This is a genomic window from uncultured Maribacter sp. (assembly GCF_947500405.1).
Classification (GTDB): domain Bacteria; phylum Bacteroidota; class Bacteroidia; order Flavobacteriales; family Flavobacteriaceae; genus Maribacter_B.
Genome location: NZ_CANMRY010000032.1, coordinates 1 through 2,010 on the forward strand (window position 1 = coordinate 1; position 2,010 = coordinate 2,010).

General features: G+C 29.5%; 3 protein-coding genes and 1 pseudogene. 2 read left to right on the forward strand and 2 right to left on the reverse strand.

The window, feature by feature from the left end:
• The first annotated feature begins 235 nt into the window (after positions 1-235).
• Both Q0945_RS15765 and Q0945_RS15770 read left to right on the forward strand, forming a co-directional pair.
• Positions 236-571: a helix-turn-helix transcriptional regulator gene (locus tag Q0945_RS15765; RefSeq protein WP_299436549.1), complete on the forward strand. Its 336-nt coding sequence runs from the start codon at positions 236-238 to the stop codon at positions 569-571.
• A gap of 12 nt (positions 572-583) precedes the next feature.
• Positions 584-892: a hypothetical protein gene (locus Q0945_RS15770; RefSeq protein WP_299436552.1), complete on the forward strand. Its 309-nt coding sequence runs from the start codon at positions 584-586 to the stop codon at positions 890-892.
• 70 nt (positions 893-962) lie between these two features.
• Here the strand turns inward: Q0945_RS15770 and Q0945_RS15775 are convergent, their stop codons facing one another.
• Both Q0945_RS15775 and Q0945_RS15780 read right to left on the reverse strand, forming a co-directional pair.
• Positions 963-1,544 carry a hypothetical protein gene (locus Q0945_RS15775; protein ID WP_299436555.1) on the reverse strand — a complete coding sequence of 194 codons (582 nt, stop codon included), beginning with the start codon at positions 1,542-1,544 and terminating at the stop codon, positions 963-965.
• A 1-nt stretch (position 1,545) separates the two neighbouring features.
• Positions 1,546-2,010: pseudogene (locus tag Q0945_RS15780) on the reverse strand (hypothetical protein); the annotation flags it as partial.

Genomic DNA, 2,010 nt, shown 5'->3' on the forward strand with positions numbered 1-2,010 from the left:
TTGTAATAGTTTAAAAAGGGCTTTGGTGTTTAAAAGCATAACATGTTCTTCATGGTAATGGCGTAGTGGTTTCATAGGTTTTGGTGTTCAAGTGAAAAAAATGAAATAAAACTATTAGACACAAATCTACCTTATAATTTTGATACTTCCAAAAACTATGGGGATTAAATATTGCTTTTAATTCTATATTTTTGTGTTATTCAAGAACTATGGTTGTTATAAATGTCCTGTAATTATGAATACAAGTAAAATTATTATTGCATTACGCAAGCAAAGAAATTGGTCACAGGCAGACTTGGCTAATAAAACAGATATTTCGCAAGTAATGGTTGGTAAATATGAAAGAGGAGATGCAACACCGTCTATTGAGGTGGCTAAAAAGATAGCAGATGCTTTTGGGGTAAGTTTGGATTATTTGGTGGGAGAAGGGCAGAATGTTTCTTTTGATAAAAAAACATTACAACGTATTCAGGATATTCAGAGCTTAGACGAGAGTACTCAAAGTGTACTTTTTAATTTAATAGATACCTACATTCAAAACTTTAAAACTAAACAAGCGTTCTCTGCTTAAAAACTATTTGTTATGGATAAACAGGATTTTAATTTATTGATTAATATTTTGAGGTTTGCATTTGATTTATACAAAAACCCAAAACAAGTAAAAAGCTTGTTGCTTACTGTTTGGAAGTATCTGCCACTTGTTTTTGTTTTCGCTATGGTTTTTTTGTTTTTTGTTATGCTAGCTCTTTCTCCTTTGGCTTTTAATAAAGGGGAGACACTATGGGGTGCTTACGGTAATTTTATATTATTTCTTGTTTTGGCTTTGGGAGCTTTACCATTTGCTAAGTTCTTTTACCAAGATTTTAAAATCACTAAAAAACCACAGCTTTAAAACTGTGGCTTATTATTTTTAGTAATCATAATTTACTACGAAATTGTAAGATTTGTAAAGTAAAATTGATTTATAATAATGCTTCTGGAGCTACGTTGTAATTTATTTCATCAATATCGTTATTATCAATATTCACGTTTAATTTTTTTGTTTTATTAAACATTAATTGGTATCCAAACTCTAAATCAAAAGGGGATTTATTTACTGTTTCTCTATATCCTATAATATTTATATTATATAAGCCATTATCTAGCTCATAGTAATCATTAGAACCAGACTTATTTCTATAATTCTCTTTATAGTTTAAGAAAAAATCAGGTTCATCCCAAGAGACAATAGTATAAATATCAGAAATAATAATAATGTTACTTTCTACTTTTAAGCCAAAATTATCTATATTAAATAATTGCCATTCAAAAGGGATGTAATTACTATCTTCAGAACAAATTATTTTATAATCTAGTTCAGGTATTGAATATATGGGAATTATTACGCCTTCATTGATTGCTTTTTTTCCAATTTTTGGATTTTTAACAAAATAATCAAAAACCTCATTAGTAGTAATTTTATTACTAATTATAAAATTATTTAAAACTACAGGGTCAAATATGCATAGACCTTGAAATTCTAGAGAAATATTGAATTTTTTCATATTAGTGACAACCTTTTTTATTCCATTTTACAGATTCATCAACAGATTGTGATAAAGTAACATTCTCAGCAATTACTTCTCCACTTCTAGGAATTTTTAAAGTTCCTTTTTGCGGAAACTTTTTATAAGATTTTTTAGTTTTTTTAATTAAACTATCTGCATCTCCATCGTATTTTTGATTAAAAGGAACACCATTATCTTTGAGTGATTGGTGAGCGTCTTTATGAAGAATGTCAGAACCTTCAACTTCATTAGGATACCAACTTGGAGAATCGTATTTAGTTCCTAATTTTGGCATTCCAGTGGAGTTAGCATGTGTTCGAGGAATTGGATGATGCCCCATACCTGTTGGTTTCAATGGTTTCCAAAAAGGCATTAAGCCAAACAAATCTACCCAAGTATTAGTATCGTGAACATGCGCATAAATATTAGGATTCCCACCTGCCAGCCCAATGGGGTCTTGAGA

Coding starts and splice junctions, on each gene's coding strand:
- Q0945_RS15765 (WP_299436549.1), top strand. CDS start 236: ATGAATACAAGTAAAATTATTATTGCATTACGCAAGCAAAGAAATTGG.
- Q0945_RS15775 (WP_299436555.1), bottom strand. CDS start 1,544: ATGAAAAAATTCAATATTTCTCTAGAATTTCAAGGTCTATGCATATTT.
- Q0945_RS15770 (WP_299436552.1), top strand. CDS start 584: ATGGATAAACAGGATTTTAATTTATTGATTAATATTTTGAGGTTTGCA.